Origin of the sequence: Algoriphagus mannitolivorans DSM 15301 (assembly GCF_000429425.1) — a bacterium.
GTDB lineage: Bacteria > Bacteroidota > Bacteroidia > Cytophagales > Cyclobacteriaceae > Algoriphagus > Algoriphagus mannitolivorans.
This window is the reverse complement of the sequence record NZ_AUBV01000007.1, coordinates 295195-311511: the sequence shown is the minus strand read 5'-3', so window position 1 is coordinate 311511 and position 16317 is coordinate 295195. Positions and strand designations below refer to the sequence as shown.

General features: G+C 41.9%; 15 protein-coding genes. 9 read left to right on the top strand and 6 right to left on the bottom strand.

Annotated features, from left to right (window positions below):
- From G458_RS0109690 to G458_RS0109675, 4 genes are all read right to left on the bottom strand, one after another.
- Positions 1 to 789, bottom strand: coding sequence for a metal ABC transporter ATP-binding protein (locus G458_RS0109690; RefSeq protein WP_026951733.1), 789 nt, complete (start codon positions 787 to 789; stop codon positions 1 to 3).
- On the bottom strand, positions 774 to 1703 hold the full coding sequence (locus tag G458_RS0109685; protein ID WP_026951732.1) for a metal ABC transporter solute-binding protein, Zn/Mn family: 930 nt from the start codon (positions 1701 to 1703) through the stop codon (positions 774 to 776). Before G458_RS0109685 ends, G458_RS0109690 begins: the two co-directional genes overlap by 16 nt.
- Positions 1700 to 2362 (bottom strand): metal-dependent transcriptional regulator, encoded by a 663-nt coding sequence (locus tag G458_RS0109680; protein WP_026951731.1) that lies wholly within the window; start codon positions 2360 to 2362, stop codon positions 1700 to 1702. The genes G458_RS0109685 and G458_RS0109680 overlap by 4 nt, the downstream gene beginning before the upstream one ends.
- Positions 2363 to 2684: 322 nt before the next feature.
- Entirely contained in the window at positions 2685 to 3812 is a 1128-nt protein-coding gene (locus G458_RS0109675; RefSeq protein WP_026951730.1) for a glycosyltransferase family protein, read from the bottom strand.
- 21 nt (positions 3813 to 3833) lie between these two features.
- Between G458_RS0109675 and G458_RS0109670 the strand changes: the two genes are divergently transcribed.
- Both G458_RS0109670 and G458_RS0109665 read left to right on the top strand, forming a co-directional pair.
- A complete protein-coding gene (locus G458_RS0109670; RefSeq protein WP_026951729.1) occupies positions 3834 to 4649 on the top strand; it encodes a 2,3,4,5-tetrahydropyridine-2,6-dicarboxylate N-succinyltransferase in 816 nt (271 codons plus the stop codon).
- Between the two features lie 10 nt (positions 4650 to 4659).
- Positions 4660 to 5262 carry a tetratricopeptide repeat protein gene (locus tag G458_RS0109665; protein ID WP_026951728.1) on the top strand — a complete coding sequence of 201 codons (603 nt, stop codon included), beginning with the start codon at positions 4660 to 4662 and terminating at the stop codon, positions 5260 to 5262.
- A 26-nt stretch (positions 5263 to 5288) separates the two neighbouring features.
- Here G458_RS0109665 and G458_RS0109660 read toward each other — a convergent pair whose 3' ends face one another.
- Positions 5289 to 5987, bottom strand: a complete 699-nt coding sequence (locus G458_RS0109660) for an outer membrane protein assembly factor BamD (protein ID WP_245579259.1) — start codon at positions 5985 to 5987, stop codon at positions 5289 to 5291.
- 191 nt (positions 5988 to 6178) lie between these two features.
- On the opposite strand from G458_RS0109660, the gene G458_RS0109655 reads away from it, so the two are divergent.
- The 6 genes from G458_RS0109655 to G458_RS0109625 all read left to right on the top strand — a co-directional run bounded on the left by G458_RS0109655 (position 6179) and on the right by G458_RS0109625 (position 12412).
- On the top strand, positions 6179 to 6586 hold the full coding sequence (locus G458_RS0109655) for a DUF4332 domain-containing protein (RefSeq protein ID WP_026951726.1): 408 nt from the start codon (positions 6179 to 6181) through the stop codon (positions 6584 to 6586).
- 84 nt (positions 6587 to 6670) lie between these two features.
- Positions 6671 to 8206, top strand: a complete 1536-nt coding sequence (locus G458_RS0109645) for a helicase HerA-like domain-containing protein (RefSeq protein ID WP_026951725.1) — start codon at positions 6671 to 6673, stop codon at positions 8204 to 8206.
- A gap of 32 nt (positions 8207 to 8238) precedes the next feature.
- Positions 8239 to 9453, top strand: coding sequence for a BaiN/RdsA family NAD(P)/FAD-dependent oxidoreductase (locus G458_RS0109640; protein ID WP_026951724.1), 1215 nt, complete (start codon positions 8239 to 8241; stop codon positions 9451 to 9453).
- A complete protein-coding gene (locus tag G458_RS0109635; protein WP_026951723.1) occupies positions 9450 to 9803 on the top strand; it encodes a hypothetical protein in 354 nt (117 codons plus the stop codon). The genes G458_RS0109640 and G458_RS0109635 overlap by 4 nt, the downstream gene beginning before the upstream one ends.
- A 73-nt stretch (positions 9804 to 9876) precedes the next feature.
- Positions 9877 to 10839, top strand: coding sequence for a YheT family hydrolase (locus G458_RS0109630; RefSeq protein WP_026951722.1), 963 nt, complete (start codon positions 9877 to 9879; stop codon positions 10837 to 10839).
- A 49-nt stretch (positions 10840 to 10888) separates the two neighbouring features.
- Positions 10889 to 12412 carry an FMN-binding glutamate synthase family protein gene (locus tag G458_RS0109625; protein ID WP_026951721.1) on the top strand — a complete coding sequence of 508 codons (1524 nt, stop codon included), beginning with the start codon at positions 10889 to 10891 and terminating at the stop codon, positions 12410 to 12412.
- Here the strand turns inward: G458_RS0109625 and lhgO are convergent, their stop codons facing one another.
- Complete coding sequence (gene lhgO, locus G458_RS0109620; RefSeq protein ID WP_026951720.1) at positions 12413 to 13615, bottom strand: L-2-hydroxyglutarate oxidase; 1203 nt, start codon at positions 13613 to 13615, stop codon at positions 12413 to 12415. It lies immediately after the preceding gene.
- Between the two features lie 219 nt (positions 13616 to 13834).
- On the opposite strand from lhgO, the gene G458_RS0109610 reads away from it, so the two are divergent.
- Positions 13835 to 16261, top strand: a complete 2427-nt coding sequence (locus G458_RS0109610; protein WP_245579258.1) for a DUF5686 and carboxypeptidase-like regulatory domain-containing protein — start codon at positions 13835 to 13837, stop codon at positions 16259 to 16261.
- Positions 16262 to 16317 lie beyond the last annotated feature (56 nt).

Here is a 16317-nt window from a genome sequence, read left to right as displayed (position 1 = left end):
TCAGCTTTTCAGTGGGTTAAATTCCTTTTTACTGATCAGGTCGGTGACTTTAGTCAGAAGATTCAACTTCCCTCCATAGGTTTTTCGAAGCAATTCCTCGGTCATTACCTCACTTTTAGGGCCTGATGCTACCAAATGAAGGTTGAGCATGATGACCCAATCAAAGAAATTCATGGCCGAGTGAATGTCATGATGGACTACCAAAACTGTTTTTCCTGAACTTGCCATGTCTCTTAAAAGCTGGAAAATGGCTGTTTCAGTAGCCATATCCACTCCGGCAAATGGTTCGTCCATCAAATATAAATCCGCCTGCTGGGCTAAAGCTCGTGCAATGAAAACACGCTGTTGCTGTCCTCCGGAAAGCTCAGAGATTTGGCGGTTTACAAAGCCCGTCATTCCGACTTGCTCTAAACATTCCATGGCCAGTTCCTTTTCCTTTCGCCCTGGTCGCTTGAAAAGCCCTAGTTTGCCATAGGTACCCATCAACACCACATCCAGCACCGAGGCAGGAAAATTCCAATCCACAGATTCCCTTTGTGGTACGTATGAAATTCGTGCTCTCACATCATTGATGGGTTTATCGAAAATTTTCACATAACCGGAAGTAGGAGGGATGAGTCCCATGATAGCTTTGATCAAAGTGGACTTTCCTGCTCCGTTTGGACCTAGAATGCCAATGAGTTTGCCGGCAGGAAGGCTGAAGTCAACATTCCATAGTACTGGAGTTTGGTCATAGCTGACTGTCAGATCATGAATCTCCAAAACAGGGTTTTCTATTTGAGTGACCATGGCAATAGGTTTTCGTAAATGGTGAATAGGTTGGTCTGAAACATCCCGATATACGTGCCGGCAGGGGTATTCGGAGCATCTAAGCTGTCGGTAAAAAGAGGTCCGGCAAGCTCTACATTTTGGTTTCGCTCAGCGGCTGCATTTGCCACAGCACGAATGGCTTTTGGGGAAATGGTCTGTTCTGCGAAAATGGCCTTTACCTGATGCTCTTGGATAATTTTAACTAGCTCGGTTAAATCTCTCAATCCCGGTTCACTCAAGGTGGAAAGTCCTTGAAGTGAATAAACCTGAATTCCATATGATTTTCCAAAATAGGCAAATGCATCGTGTGCAGTAACCAAAACCTGATTTTTTGACTTCAATTCATTGACTTTGGTTTGAGCCAAAAGGTCCAATTCCTCAAGCTGTTGGAGGTATCGGGTTGAATTGGATTTAAGGCTTGACTCCCATTCAGGTCTCCATTTTTGGATTTCTTCGGCGCTGTAGGCTAATGCTTTTGACCAAAGTTTAATGTCAAACCAGACGTGTGGATCCACGCTATGTGCCTCCGGTCCTGAACGGATAAGTAATTGATTGGGAATGCCTTTGGATACATTGATGAGAGATTGACTCAAAGCCAGTTTTTCGAAGATTTCTGTCATTTTGCCTTCCAAGTAAAGCCCATGGTAGATCACCAAATCGGCTTCGGTCAACAGATCCAAGTCTCTGACTGAGGCTTTGTAAAGGTGTGGATCTACTCCCGCGGGCATCAGCGCCTTTACATCGGCCAAATCGCCCACCAAATTTTTGATCCCATCTGCCAAAATACTGGTTGTGGCCACGATCAGAGGCTTGCTCCGGGTTTCTTTTTCAACGGGTTTACACCCCCATAGGGAGAGAAGCATCAAAAGTGCAAGAATGAACTTGGTTCTCATGATTGTATCACCAATATGTTACAAGCTACATCCTTGGACATAAAGATGGTTTTCTTTTGGTCCACGAGGATTTCCACAGAGCCGTCAAACTCCACTTTGTCTAGGATTTTGATTCTTGCGCCGATATACGCCCCAACCTTGTCTAGGTACCTGAGGAAAGCTGGAGTGCTGTCTTCCACAGCGACGATTTGTCCGGTTTGGTTGACTTCCATTTCATTGAGCTGAACTCGAGGTCGTGATCTTACATCACCAAATTCATCTGGAATCGGGTCTCCGTGAGGATCAAATTTGGGATAATTGAGGTATGCATCCAGTCTCTGGATCAATAGGGGAGAGTGGATGTGCTCCAATTGTTCTGCCACTTCATGCACTTCGTCCCAGGCAAAATTTAGCTTTTCAACCAGAAATACTTCCCATAATCGATGCTTTCGAATCGTCTGTAGGGCATATCTTTTTCCGGTTTCGGTGATCTGTAGCCCATAATATTTCCGGTATTCTATAACCTCTTTTTCTCCCAGTTTACGAAGCATATCGCTTACCGATGCAGGCTTATTCTTCATTTCGGCGGCAATATCATTCGTGGATACACTCTTTTTCCCGCCCTCTGATAGGTGATAGATGGCTTTCAGGTAATTCTCTTCAGATACAGTCAGTTCCATGGGTAGGATTAATAATAAGCCAAATATAAAAAATATATTAGGCAATCCTAAAAATAAATTTACTCTAATCTAAATCACTTGTGGAAAACCTTAAAATACCTGTGTTTTGGATATTAGGCATGTCTAAAAAATATTTTAGTCTAGCGCTAAAAATATTATAAAATACTGTAATACAGTATATTAAAATCGAGCTTAGCTGGCGGATTATTGATTTTTGAGCAAGAAAATCCAGTTTCCATTCTTGGAAAATGAGTGTCTGAAAAGGGCGTAAAGTGGATAAGTATTCACACTTTTCCACCAAAAGCGAAGGAACTGGATTGAGTTAGGCGAGGAGATTTTGGATAGCTTCTTGGAAATGAAGCTTTTCACTTGTCCACAATACTTCTTTTGGAACCGGTGTGGAAAAGTAGGATAAGGTCAAAGCCTGTTGAAAAGTGGCTAGTGCATTTTCCTGATTGGTAAAATCCAATCCGAAACCTCCCTGGAAAGTTTGGAAGAACTTTTCCCAGATAGGATTACCTGTAAAGAGTAAGGGGATGCCCAAGGCCGCGCATTCAAAAAATTTGGTTGGATATTTATTCAGTATTGCCGGATGAAGCTGATAGGGAGCTAGCGCGAAATCCGCAGCCTGCATGGATTCAAGAATCTCCGAATGCGGAATAGGTTCAGTGCTAATTCTTAGTTGTATTCCCGAGATTCTTTTTGAAAATTCTTCTAATTGGACTTTAAAATCTAGCAAAGGCACATGACCAACAATCCAAAGTTCACTTTCTGGATAGGCTTTTTTTATCAGAGAAAACCACTGAACAGCATCCAATATGCCATAAGCTGGAGTCAAGGTGCCCGCTACTACAAACTTGAATTTTCTTTTCCCTTTAAAGGATTTTGGGGAGGTGGGAATGATTTCTCCTGAGAATTTATTTTCAAGAATCAGATAGGGGGACTTCTCCGGCATTTCCTGTACGTAACATCTTTCTGCCAATAGGTATAAGTCAATTCCCGGGACGGATTCAGCTTTTTGGATGAGTAATATCCGCTTGTTTTTTTGACTGGCGTTAAGGTTTGGATTCAGGTCAAGATTTGCAACGTAGTTCTCCTGAACGTCATACACTAGTTTGTAGCCAAAAATTCTTTTGCAAAAAGAGGCGATCCATAAATACTCGTAACTGCAGCAAATAAGAACAGATGGGCGGATTTGGAACAAGCGCTTAATCAGTCTCCATTGAGCTGCGATTCGATCCCATCTGGAATGATAATCACTCATAGCCAAAAAGAATCGGATTTGATGGTCAGATTTGGGCTTTTTCGAAGAAAACCCTATGATGTTTAGGCGGTATTTATTTGTTTCGCCTAGCGAAAGGGCTAGCTTTTCATAGGCACGCGTATCCTTAACCGGTTTCAGTGTAGATGCGATTAAAATGGAAATTCCTTTTGCCTCAAAAAGACTCATAAACGAAACTAAAATAAAATAATGGAACTCAGAACCATCATTGAAAAAGCTTGGGATAACCGAGAATTGCTGAAAGAAAAAGAAACCGAAATTGCCATAAAAACTATAATTGCTGACTTGGATGCCGGAAAAATCCGAGTTGCCGAGCCAGCTGAAGACGGTTCTTGGTTGGTAAATGATTGGGTGAAAAAGGCAGTAATCCTGTATTTCCCAATTCAGAAGATGCAAACCATAGAAGTGGGACCCTTTGAATTCCATGATAAGATGGCTCTCAAAACGAATTATGCCAAGCAGGGCGTAAGGGTGGTTCCTCATGCTGTGGCCCGATACGGTGCTTTTTTGGCTTCAGGAGTAGTGATGATGCCAAGTTATGTTAATATCGGTGCATATGTGGACAGTGGCACGATGGTTGATACTTGGGCCACAGTCGGTTCCTGTGCGCAGATCGGCAAAAATGTTCATTTGAGTGGTGGAGTCGGAATAGGTGGTGTTTTGGAGCCGGTTCAGGCAGCTCCTGTGATAGTAGAAGACGGTGCTTTCATCGGGTCTCGTGCTATTATTGTTGAGGGAGTGAGAATCGGAAAAGAAGCTGTGATCGGAGCAGGAGTGACCTTGACGGCAAGTTCCAAAATCATTGATGTGACTGGGGCGGAACCTGTGGAATATAAAGGTTATGTGCCGCCAAGATCCGTGGTAATTCCAGGTTCAATTTCCAAAAACTTCCCTGCAGGAACTTTCCAAGTTCCCTGTGCTTTGATTATTGGTCAAAGAAAGGCTTCTACCGATCTCAAGACATCCTTAAATGATGCGCTCCGAGAAAATAACGTAGCAGTCTAAACCAACTAGTATGAAATATTGGAGTAAAATAATTTTGGTCCCGGCTCTGGTCGGGACTTTGTTTTCGTGTTCGGAACAACAAAAAGATCCGGCAGATCGGTATTTTGAAAACGGGCAGTTTGAAGAGGCCGTTCAGACTTATACTAATAACCTGAAAAATAATCCCACGGATGTCATTATGCTTTACAACAGAGGTAGAGCTTATCAGGAAATGGGAGATTATGCCAAGGCACAAGCCGATTTTGAAAGTGCATTAGCTCAGGACCCCAACAATTTTCAAGTACTGCTGAGCTTATCGAATGTACAGATCCAACAAAAAAATTATGGTTCTGCCTTATTATATGCTTCTAAAGCCGAAGAAATTCCGGGAGCTCCAGCCATGGCTTCTTTTTTGAAAGGGAGGGCATTACATCATATGGGAATGACTGGGGAAGCTTTAAATGCTTATGGAAATGCCATTAAATTGGACGATGAATTTGGCCAGGCCTATTTCAATAGAGGAATGTTAAAAATTGCCCTGGAAATGAAAAAACAGGCCTGTGAGGATTTCAAACTCGCCTCTGTTTTGGAATATCCAGGGGCAGATGAGGCACTGAAGAAATATTGCAAATGATACTAGATCCCGCTTCGGCGGGATTTTTATTTTGATTCACCTACGTGAACATGGGGCTTGTGATCGCAAAGTTGGTCGGAAGTCAATTTACCGGATCCCTTGCAGGTTTTGCAGTCACTTACCTCTTTTCCCGTTCCATTGCATTCGGGGCAGGTGAGTCTTCCCTTTCCCGAACATCTTTCACATTCGTAGAATTCAACGATGTTAAAGACATTGACTTTCTTGATCATTCCTGTGGCTCCACATCTGCTGCAGCCGACGACATTTTTACCTTTACAATAATTACACACCTGTTCTATTTCTTTGGCTCCTTCACAGGTGAAACAGGTTTGAAATTCATATCCTCGCAGGTCACATAATGGACAGGCCTTGATTTCGGACAGAGGCTTTTCCAGTCTTTTCTTAAGCTCAGAAGCTCCTTGATAGTTTTTACCGTTAAACCCGGTCAACTCCAGGTATTTGTTCAGGAAGTTTTGGCTATTGTCATATTGGCCCAACTCAAAAAGCGTCTCAGAGAAATAGTAAGGCATTTCTTCTGGAAGCGGAAGCCCTGAATCGATCAAATTTCTGAAAATGGAGTTGGCCGTCTGATAATCCTTTCGCTCCATTGCTGCCAAGGCACCTGTCATCCAGCGATCTGTTTGTCCCAGATTTACCTGAGCATAACTGAAACTGGAAAATGAAGCTAAAATAAAGAAAAGCGATACTAGGAATTTGTGAGTCAAGGGAATACTGTTGATAGGACTTTTCGAAATTAAGAAACAGGTAGATGACCACAAAGTTAAATTTCCTTTTCAGGTGATAGATAAAATTCATTTTCATTTTGTATACAAAAAATTGTAGCTATTTTAAGATCAAATAAGGAAAATAACTTTCAGATTCCTTATCCAAATTTTAAACACTTAATCACTAAACAATGGGAAAAACAATCACGATGATCGAAGGTATCGGGGAAGTTTACAAAGGTAAATTAGCCGAGGCAGGAGTAACTACAGTAGAAAATCTTCTTGAAAAAGGCGCCAGCAAATCAGGAAGAAAAGCTATCGCTGAAGCCTCTGGTATCGACGAGGGCAAAATTCTGGATTGGGTAAATATGGCGGATCTTTTCAGAATTAATGGAGTAGCAAGCCAATTTGCTGAACTGTTAAAAGCGGCCGGTGTGGATACCGTCAAGGAATTGAGAAATCGAAATCCTGAAAATCTCCACGCAGCATTGGTGAAAACCCAAGAAGAAAAAGGCCTGACGAAAGCGGTGCCAGCTTTATCTAAGGTAGAAGATTTTATCGCCCAAGCTAAATCTTTAGACCCTGTGGTGACTCATTAAGCGAGTTCCAAAGTTCTTTTGAAACTAAAAACCTTGAGTTGCCTCAAGGTTTTTTTGTAGATTAAAATCCTCAAATTATAAACCATGAGTTCAACCGAAAAATTTATTCAGCATCTCGCTGATGGTCAAGTTTATAAAAAAGATTATATCATCATGGGTACAGGGATATTGGACGGAAGTCCAGTAACCGGCGCCCAGATCAAGATACCCTTGAAGACCATGAACCGCCATGGATTAATTGCAGGGGCCACAGGTACAGGAAAAACCAAAACCTTGCAAGTCATTGCCGAACAACTTTCACTCAAAGGTGTTCCGTCGGTTTTAATGGACCTTAAAGGAGACTTGTCGGGATTAGCGATGCCTGGTACAGCCAATGATTTCATTCTAAAAAGATCTGAAACGATTGGGGTGGACTATGAACCTCAAGGCTTGCCGGTAGAGTTAATGTCCATTTCTGATGAGAAGGGAGTTCGCTTAAAAGCCACTGTTTCTGAATTCGGTCCGGTTTTGATTTCTCAAATCCTGGAACTAAATGATACTCAAAGGGGAGTAGTGGCTCTGATTTTTAGATATTGTGATCTGCATCATTTGCCTTTGCTGGATCTAAAAGACTTTAAGCGTGTTCTTCAATTTGTCACCAATGAGGGTAAGGCAGAAATCGAAAAGGAATTTGGTCGTGTATCCACTGCTTCGGTGAGTACCATTATGCGAAAAATCATTGAGTTAGAGCAACAGGGAGCAGATAAGTTTTTTGGAGAATTGAGTTTTGAGGTGGATGACTTTGTCCGAACCAAAAACGGTAGAGGAGTGATATCTATTATCCGCTTGACAGACATTCAAAACAAACCCAAGCTTTTCTCAACCTTTATGCTCAGCTTGCTATCTGAGATTTATGAGACTTTTCCAGAGCAAGGAGACTCCGATCAGCCTAAACTTTGTCTCTTTATAGACGAGGCACACCTGGTTTTTGACAATGCTTCCAAAGACTTATTGGAAAAAATTGAGGCAATTATCAAGTTGATCCGTTCTAAGGGTGTTGGAGTTTATTTCTGTACTCAGACACCAACAGACGTTCCTGATAGTGTTTTGGGTCAGCTAGGTCTGAAAGTCCAGCATGCCTTGAGAGCTTTTACAGCCAAAGACAGAAAAGCCATTACTAAAACAGCTGAAAACTATCCGGATTCACCTTTCTATAAAACCTCAGAGGTATTGACCTCTATGGGCATCGGTGAAGCTTTGGTCACAGCTTTGAATGAAAAGGGGATTCCTACTCCATTGGCGAGAACCCTAGTGCGAGCACCGATTACCCGAATGGATATTCTCACCGATTCTGAAATTGAAAAAGTAGTCAGAGATTCTGATTTGGTTACAAAATATAACCAGGATATCGACCGTGATTCAGCTTTTGAAATGCTGGATAGAAAAATGAATGAAATTCAAAAAGAACAGGAAAAGGCTGAATTGCCTGGTCCGGCTCCAAAGACTACGAAGAGGACGGAGAAGGACGAATCTTTCCTGGAAGAATTGAGCAAAAATACCATGGTCAGACAGGTGGGAAGAACCTTATTCCGCGAATTGGCCAGGGGTATCTTGGGTTCATTTACTGGTAGAAAGCGATAGTCCCAATCAATTGAATATAAATTAGTTGGATCTTGAAGATTGCTGTAATAGGAGGAGGGGCTGCAGGCTTTTTTGCAGCCATTCATGCGAGCGGACCAGGAAGGGAGATTACTCTTTTTGAAAAGACACCCAAGCTGCTTTCCAAGGTGAAAGTTTCCGGCGGTGGGAGATGTAATGTCACCCATCGTCCAATGGAAATTTCAAAACTTGTCAAAAATTATCCCAGAGGGGAAAAATTTCTAAAGAAGGTCTTTCGTCATTTTTCGATAGAGGATACTTTTGCCTGGTTTGAATCCCGGGGAGTTCGCTTGAAAACCGAAGAGGATGGTCGGGTTTTCCCGATTACGGATTCCTCGCAAACCATCATTGATGCCCTCCTTAAGGCAGCCGAAAAAAGCGGGATAAATCTCAAAATAAGCACCGGTGTAAAAGAAATTAATCCTGCCACCACTTACTACGAATTGATAACGGAGAAGGGTGTTTTCAGAGCAGATCAAGTCATAGTTTGTACTGGCGGAAATCCTAAAACAGATAATTACTCTTTTCTTAACTCTTTAAAACACACTATAAAAGACCCTATTCCTTCCCTTTTCACTTTCAATACTCCCGGTGAGCCTATTCGTTCCTTGATGGGGCTTTCGGTTGGAGATGCTAATGTAAGAATTGAAGGAACGAAGCTCTCTTACAGAGGACCGGTGCTAATCACTCATTGGGGTATCAGTGGTCCAGCAGTGTTAAAGTTATCGGCCTTTGGTGCACAATGGCTCCATGACCACCAATATCAAGGGAGGGCAATTATCAATTGGTGCGGGAGCTTGAGTGAAGGTGATTATTCAAATCAATTGCAGCAATACATTCAGGTTCACCCGAATAGAAAAGTTTGTGGGCATGCCTTGTTTTCGATACCCGCACGGTTGTGGGAGCACCTTTGTCATAGATCGGGCATAGAAGAAGGCAAATTGTACCGAAATTTGTCAAAAAAGGAACTTAACCGCCTTGTCCAAAACCTTTTTTGCTGTATTTTGGAGGTGAAAGGAAAAACTACGTTCAAAGAAGAGTTTGTCACCGCAGGAGGGATTCCATTGAACGAAGTCAATCCCGAAAATATGGAAAGTATATATCACCCTAATTTATACTTTGCAGGAGAAGTCTTGGATATTGATGGAATTACAGGAGGCTTTAATTTTCAAGCCGCTTGGTCTACAGGGTTTCTTGCTGGAAAGTCTTCGAAAGAAAATATTTTATGACCCAAATTTACACCGAATTGCCAAAGCGCATCTCGGAAATGGCTGAGGGGGATGAGGAATTTAGATCAGAACTTACTCAAGCCATTTTCAATGGTCTTTTGGAATTGAAAGAAAAATATGCCGAAGGGCTCAAGGATCAGGACATGGTAATGATCCAGCAAATCCGTCATAAAGTGAAGCCTACTTTGCTGATGTTCGATTTGGAACCCCTGACAATTTCCTTGCAGGAAGGAAAAGAAATCCTGGAAACCGAGGGATTTTCTTCCAAGTTCCAAGATCACTTTCATGACTTTTTTAACAAAGTAGAACAGGCAATTGCCGAAGTAGGCACTCTCGTGAAAGTCAATTAAGTGATTTGTCTATTTTGTTAAGAGCTAGAATATTAGAATTTTAGCCTTTCCTTTTTTAAGTAAAATATAAATTATGCCTCTTTTGCCTTCTTTTTATGGAGGTCCTCCAAAGTATCTTTTCAATGGTCATTTGGAGACAATTGTTCCAAGCCTTTTTCGAAAGGTAGAGGGCGTTCATTATTCCAGGGAAAGAATAAATACTCCAGATGAGGATTTTTTGCTTTTGGATTGGGCTAAAGTAGCTTCGAAGCAGCTCCTGATCGTTTCCCATGGGCTGGAAGGGGATTCTCATCGACATTATGCCAAAGGCTTGGCCAAGCTATTTAATTCCCGAGGGGTGGATGTGTTGGTTTGGAACAATAGGACTTGTGGTGGAGAGATGAACCGTCAGCCTATTTTGTATCATCATGGGGCATCTTATGATTTGGATACCGTGGTAAGGCATGTCATTTCCTTAGGGGCCTATGAAGAAATTTTTCTTTCGGGAATCAGCATGGGTGGCGCCCAAACTCTGAAATACCTTGGAGAAAAGGGACTTGACCTTTCACCGCTTATTACCAAAGCAGCCGTATATTCTGTGCCATGTAATCTTCCCTCCAGCGCTGCTACTTTGAAAATACCCGAAAATAGTTTTTATAGAAAGAGGTTTTTGGGAAAGCTGAAAAAGAAAATGGAAGCCAAGGCAATTCAGTTTCCGGATTTGATTGATTTGGATCTTTTGAGACGTGTTCAAGATTTTGATGAGTTTGACACCCACTTTACAGCCAAGATCCATGGATTTAAAAATGCGGAAGATTTCTACTCAGGAGTGAGTCCAGACAATTGGATGAAGGACATCCAAATCCCCACCTTGATTATCAATGCGAAAAATGACCCGCTACTTGGACAGGCATGTTATCCATACGAATTGGCATCTAATAAGGCTGAGATTTTTCTCGAAACTCCTTTGAGAGGAGGACATACAGGTTTTATGCTTAAAGGCCAAGAATTTACCTGGGCAGAAACTAGGTTATTTCAATTTTTGATTGGTACTTAAATACACCAATTCTTGGTGAATTTACTGAACCCAAAATAAGCCTAAGACTATGAGAAGGTTTTTCCTATCCTCCCTGATTGCCCTATTTGTCTTTACCAGTTTTTTGATGTGGCTGTATGATATTGTTTCCATCAGATTCGGGCATTTGATTCTATCTGTTATTGGGATTCTAGGATTGATTGGAATCTATGATGTCCTCCAAAAAAAACATGCGATTCTCAGAAATTTCCCCGTTGTAGGCCATTTTAGATACATACTGGAGTCTTTTAGCCCAGAGATCCAGCAATATTTCATTGAGTCCAATACGAGCGGAAGACCTTTTACCAGAAACTTACGGGCGCTGGCTTATCGTAGGGCCAAAAATGTGAATGATACGCATCCTTTTGGCACTCAAAGAGATCTTCACCAAGAGGACTATGTAGCGCTCCGGCACAGCGTCTATGCAATCACTCCCTTGGAAGAAGATCCGCGTGTGTTAATTGGTGGGCCTGAATGTACCCAGCCTTATCTCGCATCTATTTTGAATATCTCTGCCATGAGCTTTGGTTCTTTGAGCTCGAATGCCATTATGGCCTTAAACCGTGGAGCCAAAAAAGGCAATTTCTTCCATAATACCGGGGAAGGAGGAATCTCTCCTTATCATTTGGAAGGAGGGGGAGATCTGTGTTGGCAAATCGGTACCGGGTATTTTGGGTGTCGGGATGAGAATGGACTTTTTTCTCCGGAGAAATTCAGAGAAAAAGCGAGTATTCCCCAAGTGAAACTGATTGAGCTCAAGCTTTCCCAAGGAGCAAAACCCGGACACGGGGGTGTATTGCCAGGTGTGAAAAACACAAAGGAAATCGCTGAAATCAGAGGTGTAAAGGCAGGAACAACTGTTTTATCACCTCCTTCTCATTCTACATTTTCAGGGCCGATTGAACTGGTTCATTTTATCCAAAGACTCCGTGAGCTAGCCAATGGGAAACCGATTGGTTTCAAGCTTTGTATAGGAAGAACAGAGGAGTTTGAAGAGATCTGTTCTGCAATGAAATCCGAGAACATATTTCCGGATTTCATCACTATTGACGGAGCGGAAGGAGGGACCGGAGCTGCACCGCTGGAGTTTTCTGACAGCGTGGGTCTTCCTTTGGAGCCGGCTTTGATTTTTGCCAGAATCACTTTAGAGAAATATGGAATAAAGGACCGAATCAAATTGATGGCTTCAGGAAAAGCCCTAAGTGCTTTTTCCATCATCAAAAACATAGCGCTCGGTGCAGATATGATCAATTCTGCGAGAGCATTTATGTTTAGCATAGGATGTATTCAGGCCCTACGATGCAATTCTAATAGTTGTCCTACAGGTGTAGCGACCCAGGATAAGCATTTAGCAAAAGGATTGGTCGTTTCCGATAAAGCCGAGAGGGTTTACAATTTTCACAAAAACACCATAGATGCAGTAAAAGAGCTTCTGGGAGCCTGTGGTTATTACCACACTTCCCAAGTAACTATCAAGGATTTAGTCCGTGGAGATGAAATGGTAGAGTTTGCCAACCACTTTTTCCCGGATTCGGTTTTTCCGCATTTAAAGTGATTATTGAAATCTTTTGACCGCCATATCCGCCACAGTTCCTCCGATCGAGAGGGAGCTGGTTGCAGCAGGAGAAGGTGCATTTAAAACGTTGATCGCAAACGCAGATTCACGGATAGCAAAATCATCCAACAAACCGCCAGTTCGATCGCAGGCTTGTGCACGAACACCTGCGCCACCTTCGACCAAATCAGATTCCTGAATTTCTGGAATTAATTCCTGCAGAGCTTTAGTGAAAGCGGATTTGGAAAAAGATCTGTAAAGTTCTCCAAATCCCGTTCTCCAATATTTACCAGCTACTTTTTGAAAACCAGGCCATGCCAAAGTTTCGGCAAGCTCACTAAGGTTAATTTGAGATTTTTTATATCCTTCTCTTCGGAAGGCCAAAACTGCATTGGGGCCTGCTTCCACACCACCTTTTTTCATTCGAGTAAAATGAACTCCCAAAAAAGGAAAATTGGGATCAGGAACTGGGTAAATCAGATTTTTGACGAGGTATTCACGATCCTCTTTCAACTTGTAATATTCCCCACGGAAAGGAATGATTTTTACATCATCGATGGACTCATCATTCATTCTTGCCACCTTATCAGAATACAAACCTGCACAATTGATCACCAGCTTGGCTTCAAAGGTTTTATTGAAAGTTTCAATATAATTGATATTATTCTTCTGGTTTATTTTCAGTACTTTATGATTTAAAAAAATCTGACCTCCGTTTTGAATAATTTTCCGGCCATAGGCCAAAGCAACCTGGTAATAATCAACAATTCCAGTTTGGGGAACATGAATGGCTGCCACTCCCGCGCAATAAGGTTCATATTCCTTAAGCTCCTCTAATGTTATTTTGCGAGTGCCTTTTAAGCCATTTTGAAGACCTCTTTCCAGTAAGATGTCTAGCAAAGGCTTTTGCTCTTCTCGAGTTGCGACAACCACCTTTCCCGTAATCTCAAAAGGGATTTTTTCAGTTTGGCAGAACTGCACTAATTCATGGTATCCGTTGATGCAGTTGGTAGCTTTTAAGGATCCTGGCTTATAGTAAAGTCCGGAGTGAATCACTCCTGAATTGTTTCCGGTTTGATGTTTAGCCAATTGATCCTCTTTTTCCAAGACTGCAATTTTCAAGGAAGGATTCTTCTGTTGAATTTTCAATCCAGTGGCTAAGCCGACAATTCCACCACCAACAATTACAATATCGTAAACCATTCTTTATTCAATTTGAGCTCAAATATACTAGGCCTTCTGAGTTTCCTGAAGCCTTTTTTTAATTCTCAATTGAATGGAATTTTCACAAATATGAAGAGGAAAATAAAGGATAAGCCCGACATTGAATTTAACTTGCGCCATCTTTGAATTCTCTGAAAGATAGATTAAATGCTTCGAACCGCTTTTTTTTGGATTTTCCTTCTTTTTTCAAATTTGGCTTTGGCCCAATATTCGATAAAAGGCCGGGTCACGGACGCAGAGACAGGGGATCCCATAGCTTTTGCCAATGTAATTTTGAGAGGCACGACCGTGGGAATTACCACCGATTTCGAAGGCTATTTTTCCATTCAATCCAAGATTCTGTCAGACAGCCTTGCTGTTAGCTATTTAGGTTATATCCCACAGAAGAAAAAACTCCAAGACACGCCCGAGCAAACCATCAATTTTCAACTGCGGGCTGCTGCATTTGACTTGGAAGCTTTTGTTTTTCAAGCCGGAGAAAATCCTGCTTTTGAGATTATCCGGAGAGCTTCTGAAAAAAGAAAAGAGTTCGATAAAAGAAGTCTTAAGGCTTACGAATCAAAGAATTACACCAAGATAGAGCTAGATGTGGACAATCTTTCGGAGGATTTTCGACAAAGAAAATCTGTCAGGGCAGTCACGTCTGTATTAGATAGTATCAAGCAACTAACTGACGACGAAGGAGAGAAAATCCTTCCCGTTTTCTTTTCGGAGACAGTTTCCAGATTTTATTACAGGGACGAACCCATTTTGCAAAAAGAGATCATCGAAAAAACAAAGGTAACCGGTGTGGGGATTACGGATGGCTCAACCACCTCCCAGATCACAGGCTCGGTTTTTCAGGAATACAATTTTTACCGGAATTGGTTATCGATTTTGAACAAGGATTTTATCTCACCCATCGCCGACGGATGGAAGACTTTTTATGATTATGATTTGCTGGATTCTGTCTTGATTGGAGCTGATGTCTGTTACAAAATTCAGGTTTATCCAAGAAGAGAGCAGGATTTGGCTTTTTCGGGGATGATTTGGATCAAAAAGGAGGATTACTCTCTGAAACAGGTGGATTTGACTATTCCAAAATCCGCCAATCTCAATTTTGTGGAACGAGTGAAAATCCAGCAAGAACTCGTTCAAACTTCTGCCGGGCCTCTTATGCCTAGCAAAACCCGGGTTTTGGTCAAAATTTCTCAGATTTCTGATAAGACCGCCGGGCTCTTGGCAAAGTTTTACACTGCTACTGATAGTATTGTAGTGAACCAACCCAAGCCCACTGCTTTTTTCAACAAGGCTGTAGAGCTAAGGCCTGATTTCAGCGATTATGAGGAAGAATATTGGAGAAAAAGCAGGCCTGACCCCTTAAGTGAGGAAGAGCTCGCTGTGCTTCAGATGGTGGATACGCTAAAGAGAATCCCGATTATCCGCTTTTATTCAGAAGGACTGAAGTTTTTTGCCACAGGCTATAAACCTATCGGCAAACTTGATTTTGGGCCTTGGCCTAATTTCTTCAATTATAATAATCTGGAGGGGATCAGGCTGGGTTTTGGTATGAGGACCAATTTTAAATTCAGCAATAAGTGGGTGATTCAAGGAAATTTGGGCTATGGATTCCGGGATCAGGAATTTAAATATTTCGCCTCTTTGACCCGGATTTTAGATCGAAATCATTGGACGACCCTTAAAGCGTACACTTCTAGGGAAATCGATCAAGTCGGCTTGGAAATTGCCAATCTACAGTCCAACAGCGTATTCTTGGCAGCAAGTAGATTTGGAACCCTCAGGAGTCCTTATTTTAGTAAAAACCAAGGTTTAACTTTTCAGCGGGAGTTTTTCAAAGGGTTTTTAGTTGAATCTGGATTAAATTTCAGTCAATTCGATCCACTTTTCAATTTTTACTATTTGGAAAAAGGTACTGGGGAATTCCGGTCTGATTTTGAGACGACTGAACTCAGGGCTGCAATCAGGTACGGTAGAGACGAAATCATCATCATCAATGACAACGAAAGAGCTTCATTGGGCTCTGTGAAGTGGCCTATTGTTCAGGTAAATTATACCAAAGGACTGCAATGGATGGGAGGGGATTTGGATTACGATAAGTGGAGTTTTTACCTCTATCATCGAATCAATTTGGGGTTGTTTGGTGTAGGCCGATATGAAATGGATGCAGGAAAGGTATTTGGCGAAGTCCCGTACCCGATTCTGAAGAATCATTTGGGGAATGAAACCTTATTCTATACCACGGCTGCTTTCAATACGATGAACTTTACCGAGTTTGCCTCAGATCAATATTTCAGCATTCGATACAGGCAATCTTTTGAAGGCTTTTTGCTGAATTCCCTGCCCTTACTTAAAAAGTTGAAATGGAGAATGGTAGGCAATGCGAATATCCTTTGGGGATCGGTAAGGGATGAGAATATTCAAAACTCCCCGCAATTTGATCCCTTTGGAAATCCCCTGAAAAGTTTTGGGAGGCTGAGTATGGATACTCCCTATGTCGAATTGGGCTACGGATTCGAGAATATATTTAAATTTTTCCGAGTGGATTTTATCCACCGGATGACCTATCTGGACAATCCGGGAGCGAAGCCCTTTCATGTGAAGGTGAGTGCGCAGATAATACTCTAAAGGAATCTTTTCAAGATTCATATCCCCTAAATTTTTCCATTGAATTCCACTTGTGC